At 71.8% G+C, this 4,792-nt stretch carries 5 protein-coding genes and 1 tRNA gene; 3 read left to right on the top strand and 3 right to left on the bottom strand.

What is annotated here, in order from left to right:
• Nucleotide 1: 1 nt before the first annotated feature.
• The gene (locus CCR97_RS29170) at nucleotides 2-520 is read right to left on the bottom strand and encodes a transcriptional repressor (RefSeq protein WP_111358962.1); all 519 of its coding nucleotides are present in this window, start codon (nucleotides 518-520) and stop codon (nucleotides 2-4) included.
• Nucleotides 521-768: 248 nt separating this feature from the next.
• On the opposite strand from CCR97_RS29170, the gene CCR97_RS29165 reads away from it, so the two are divergent.
• Nucleotides 769-844 (top strand) — tRNA-Thr (locus CCR97_RS29165).
• Nucleotides 845-927: 83 nt separating this feature from the next.
• On the opposite strand, the gene CCR97_RS29160 is transcribed toward CCR97_RS29165, so the two are convergent.
• Nucleotides 928-1,386, bottom strand: a complete 459-nt coding sequence (locus CCR97_RS29160; protein ID WP_111358961.1) for a MaoC family dehydratase — start codon at nucleotides 1,384-1,386, stop codon at nucleotides 928-930.
• 104 nt (nucleotides 1,387-1,490) lie between these two features.
• The gene (locus CCR97_RS29155) at nucleotides 1,491-2,471 is read right to left on the bottom strand and encodes a Bug family tripartite tricarboxylate transporter substrate binding protein (RefSeq protein WP_111358960.1); all 981 of its coding nucleotides are present in this window, start codon (nucleotides 2,469-2,471) and stop codon (nucleotides 1,491-1,493) included.
• 203 nt (nucleotides 2,472-2,674) lie between these two features.
• Here CCR97_RS29155 and CCR97_RS29150 point away from each other — a divergent pair, with 203 nt between their 5' ends.
• Nucleotides 2,675-4,099, top strand: a complete 1,425-nt coding sequence (locus tag CCR97_RS29150) for an aldehyde dehydrogenase family protein (protein WP_111358959.1) — start codon at nucleotides 2,675-2,677, stop codon at nucleotides 4,097-4,099.
• A gap of 107 nt (nucleotides 4,100-4,206) precedes the next feature.
• Nucleotides 4,207-4,792 (top strand): thiamine pyrophosphate-binding protein (locus CCR97_RS29145; protein WP_244670744.1); only part of this gene is annotated, 586 nt, incomplete at its 3' end.

Genomic DNA, 4,792 nt, shown 5'->3' with positions numbered 1-4,792 from the left:
ATCAGGCGTCGGCGGCGGCGTCGGCCGCGGGGGTGGCGGCGGCCGCGGCGGCGCAGTGGGCGCACACGCCCGTCACCTCGATCACCGAGATCTTCGGGGTGAACCCCTGCTGCGCGGCCGAGGCCTTGATGGCGTCGGCGATCGCCGTCGAGGGCGCCTCGCCGACCGCGCCGCAGTGCTCGCAGATCAGGAAGGCGACCAGCGCCCCCGAGGCGTGGCCGTGCGAGCAGGCCAGGAAGGCGTTGCGGCTCTCGATCCGGTGGACGAGCCCCTGGGCGATCAGGAAATCGAGGGCGCGGTAGACCGTGATCGGCGCCGGGCGCGGCCCGTCGGGCGCGACCAGCTCCAGGATTTCGTAGGCGCCGAGCGGCTTGTGGCTGGAGGCCAGCACCGCGAGCACCTGCCGCCGCATCGGGGTCAGGCGCTCCTGGCGCTCCTTGCACAGGGTCTCGGCATGCGCCAGCACGGAGGCCGTGCAGCCGGCATGGTCGTGGTCGGGAGACGGAAAGGCCGCGGACATGCCATCTATTTATCGGCTCTGGCGCCGCTTTTCAAAGGCGGCGCGCCGATCGCCGGAAGGGATCCGGCCGCGCGCCGCTCCGACTGGCGCCGGGCGGAACTCCAACGGGCAGCCGCATCCGGCCCGCACACCGCGCCCTTCGGGGCATGCGCTCGGCCGGTCCGCATTCTGCGCCGTGGAACGCCACCACCTCGCCGGCCGGCCTCCCTTGCCAAGACGCCCGCGGCCCATTATCAGGGAGCCGCGTCGCCGCAATAGCTCAGCTGGTAGAGCACATCATTCGTAATGATGGGGTCGGGGGTTCGAATCCCTCTTGCGGCACCAGCCCTTTTCCCAACGGAATCAAGCAGATCGAGGCTCGCGCGGACGCCGTGCGGCGCCATTCGCGGCGCCTCCCGCGCGGCCCGTCAGGCCTGCGCCGCGACGGTGCGGGCTCGCACCTGGCCGAGGGCGATGTAGGTCATCACCGGCTCGTCGCGCTGGTTGAGAACCGTGACCCGGGTTTTCAGCGTGCCGCGGTCCGGCTTGGAGGCGGAGCGGGTCACCGAGACGATCTCGCGGACCGTGCGCAGCGTGTCGCCGGGGCGGACCACCTGCTTCCAGCGCAGCTCGTCGATGCCGATGCCGACGATCGGCGAATCGCCGTGGCCGCCGGCCTCGATGAACAGCCGCATCGACAGCGCGGCGATCTGCCAGCCGCTGGCGATGAGGCCGCCGAACGGCCCGGCCGCCGCGGCCACCTTGTCGACATGGATCGGCTGCGGATCGTTCGCCTTGGCATAGGCGACGATCTCGTCCTCGGAGAGCACGACGGGCGCGCTGCGCCAGATCTCGCCCTCGTGGAAGTCCTCGAGATAACGCGGCATCGGTCCTCCGCCGGCTGGTTCGACGCGCGCCCGGCGGGGCCGACGGCGCCCGCGCACCGGCGCGGGCGCCTGATCACATACATCGTCGCGCGTGTGCGAAAAACTCACATCGTGATGTTCGCCTCCTTCACCACCGGGCCCCATTTCTCGAGCTCGGCCGTGATGAAGGCCTTCAGCGCGGCCGGCGTGCCGCCGACCGCCTGCATGCTGAGCGTGGCGAGCGCCTCCTTGCCCTTCGGGCTCGTCAGGAACGCGTTGGTCGCCGCATTGAGCTTGTCGATGACGTCGGACGGCGTGCCGGTCGGCGCCGCGAGCGCGTACCACGCCGTCGCCTCGAAGCCGGGCACGCCGGCCTCCTGCACGGTCTTCACGTCCGGCAGGTCGGGGGCGCGCTGCGACGTCGTGACGGCGAGGGCGCGGATGCGGCCGTCGCGCACCAGCGGCACGTAGGACGGCATGAAGTCCATGGCGAGATCGACCTGATCGCCGAGCAGGTCGTTCACGACGGGCGCGGTGCCGCGATACGGCACGCTCGCCATCTTCACGCCGAGCGCCTGCTGCAGCAGCACCGAGGTGATGTGGCCGAGCGTCCCGTTGCCGGGCACGCCGACATTCAGCTTGCCGGGGTTGGCCGCCGCATAGGTCTTCAGCTCGGCCAGCGTCGTCACCGGCAGCCCGAGCCGCGCCGCGACGATGAGGGGCGACTTGGCGATCAGCACGATCGGCGCGAAAGCGCGCTCCGGATCGAACGCCAGGTTCTTGTACATCAGCTTGTTGTTGGCGAGCGGCCCCGGCGTGCCGAACATGATCGTGTAGCCGTCGGGCGGCGCCTTCGCCACGAACGTCGCCGCGATGTTGCCGCCGGCGCCAGCGCGGTTGTCGACGACGACCTGCTGGCCGAGCCGCTCGCCGAGATCCTGGGCGAGCGCGCGCGCCAGGAGATCGGTGCCGCCGCCGGCCGCGAACGGCATGACGAGGGTGATGGGCCGCGACGGCCAGGTCTCGGCCCGCAGGATGGCGGGCTTGGCGATCAGGCCCGCCGCCGCGACGGCGAGCACGCTGCGGCGTGTGATGCGACTGCTCATGGCGTCCTCCCGGGCCGCACGGCGGTGCCGCGGCGGCGTTTGTTTTGAGGGGAGCTTAGCGAAGCGGCACGGCCCCGCCGCGGCTTTGTGCCGGCGTTCCACATCGCGGAATGCCGGGATTCGCCGGTCGGCCGGCCCGGCGCTTCGGCTAGCGTCGCCGGCGAAACGACAACGGCCGCGTGGCGGCGCGACGGGCGGAACCGATGGACACTCTTAAATTCTACATCGATGGACGCTGGGTGGAGCCGGCCGGCACGGCGCGGCTCGGCATCGTCGACCCGGCGACCGAGGAGGTTTTCGCGGAGATCCGGCTCGGCACGCGAGAGGACGTCGACCGCGCCGCGGCGGCCGCCCGGCGCGCCTTCGCGGTCTCTTCTGAAACCCCGGTTGCCGAGCGGCTCGCCTGGCTCGACAAGATCATCGCGGGCTTCAGATCACGTCTGCCCGACCTCGCCATGATGATGACGCGCGAGATGGGCTCGCCCATCACGTTCGCGACCGAGCGGCAGGCGACCGTCGCGCTCTATCACTTCGAGGAGGCGGCCCGCGTGCTGGCGCAGTACCGGTTCGAGGAGCCGATGGGCGCCGGGATCGTGCGGCGCGAGCCGATCGGCGTCTGCGGCCTGATCACGCCGTGGAACTGGCCGCTCAATCAGGTCGCCTCGAAGCTCGCCCCGGCGCTCGCCGCCGGCTGCACCGTGGTGCTGAAGCCGAGCGAGATCGCGCCGCTCAGCGCCATGATGCTGGCCGAGATCGTCGACGAGGCGGGCGTGCCGGCCGGCGTGCTCAATCTGGTCAACGGCGACGGGCCGACGGTCGGCGAGGCGATCGCCAGCCATCCCGAAATCGACATGGTGTCGTTCACGGGGTCGACCGCGGCCGGCATCCGGGTCGCCAAGCTCGCCGCCGACACGGTCAAGCGCGTCGCTCAAGAACTCGGCGGCAAGTCGGCCAACATCATCCTCGACGACGCCGATCTCGACGCCGCCGTGATCGCCGGCGTCCATGCCTGCAACACCAATGGCGGGCAGAACTGCCAGTCGCCGACCCGCATGCTGATCCCGCGGGCGAGCCGCGACGCGGCCTTCGCGGCAGCGCGGCGCGCGATCGAGACGATCCGGCTGGGCGACCCGCAGGACAAGGCGACCACCATGGGGCCGCTGGTGAGCCGCGCCCAGTTCGACAAGGTGCAGGAGCTGATCCAGTCCGGCCTCGACGAGGGCGCCACCCTGGTCGCCGGCGGCCCCGGCCGCCCGGCCGACCTCAACCGCGGCTTTTACGTGCGCCCGACCGTGTTCGGCGATGTGACGCCGGACATGCGCATCGCACGCGAGGAGATTTTCGGGCCGGTGCTGTCGATCATCAGCTACGACAGCGAGGACGAGGCGATCGCCATCGCCAACGACACGCCGTTCGGCCTCGCCGGCTTCGTGCAGTCGAAGAACCCGGCCCGCGCCCGAAAAGTCGCCGAGCGCATCCGGGCCGGGCGCGTCTACATCAACGGCGCCGCCTTCGACCGCAGCCTGCCGTTCGGCGGCTACAAGCAGTCCGGCAACGGCCGCGAGTTCGGCGTGTTCGGCTTCGAGGAGTATCTCGAGGTGAAGGCGATCCTCGGCGCGACGGGCTGACGGTGCGCGGCGCCGCCGACCGGGTGGTGCTGTCGCCGCCGCCGTCGTAGACAAGCCCCGCGCCGCGTCAATCGCGGCCCAGTGTCTGCTCTACGACGGCGGGAGCCATGAACGGAGCCGAAAGCCTCATCCGCACGCTGGTCGACAGCGACGTCACGGTCTGCTTCGCCAACCCGGGCACCTCGGAAATGCACTTCGTCGCCGCCCTCGACGCGGTGCCGGCGATGCGCGGGGTGCTGTGCCTGTTCGAGGGCGTCGCGACGGGCGCGGCCGACGGTTTCGCCCGGATGACCGGCAAGCCCGCCGCGACGCTGCTGCATCTCGGGCCCGGCTTCGCCAACGGCATCGCCAACCTGCACAACGCCCGCAAGGCGCGGGTGCCGATCGTCAACGTGATCGGCGATCATGCCGCCACGCATCTGCGCTACGACGCGCCGCTGACCTCCGACGTCGGCGCGCTCGCCCGCACCGTGTCGCACTGGCTCGGCACCTGCCGCGAGGCCCGCACCGTCGCGGCCGAGGCGGCCCGCGCCGTGCAGGCCGCCGCCGGCGCGCCGGGGCATATCGCGAGCCTGATCCTCGGTGCCGACGCGGCGTGGTCGCCGGCCGAGGGCGTGGCGCCGCGCCTGCCCGTGCACGGGCCATCGCCGGTCTCCGACGAGGCGGTGGCGCGGACCGTCGCGGCCTTGCGGG

The sequence above is a fragment of the Rhodoplanes elegans genome, from assembly GCF_016653355.1.
In the GTDB taxonomy this organism is placed as follows: Bacteria; Pseudomonadota; Alphaproteobacteria; order Rhizobiales; family Xanthobacteraceae; genus Rhodoplanes; species Rhodoplanes elegans.
Note: the sequence above shows the minus strand (reverse complement) of the source record. Positions and strands in the feature narration are given on the sequence as shown.

What these genes read in the sequence shown, in the direction of transcription:
- CCR97_RS29160 (WP_111358961.1), bottom strand. Translation starts at nt 1,386, where the DNA reads ATGCCGCGTTATCTCGAGGACTTCCACGAGGGCGAGATCTGGCGCAGC.
- CCR97_RS29170 (WP_111358962.1), bottom strand. Translation starts at nt 520, where the DNA reads ATGTCCGCGGCCTTTCCGTCTCCCGACCACGACCATGCCGGCTGCACG.
- CCR97_RS29155 (WP_111358960.1), bottom strand. Translation starts at nt 2,471, where the DNA reads ATGAGCAGTCGCATCACACGCCGCAGCGTGCTCGCCGTCGCGGCGGCG.
- CCR97_RS29150 (WP_111358959.1), top strand. Translation starts at nt 2,675, where the DNA reads ATGGACACTCTTAAATTCTACATCGATGGACGCTGGGTGGAGCCGGCC.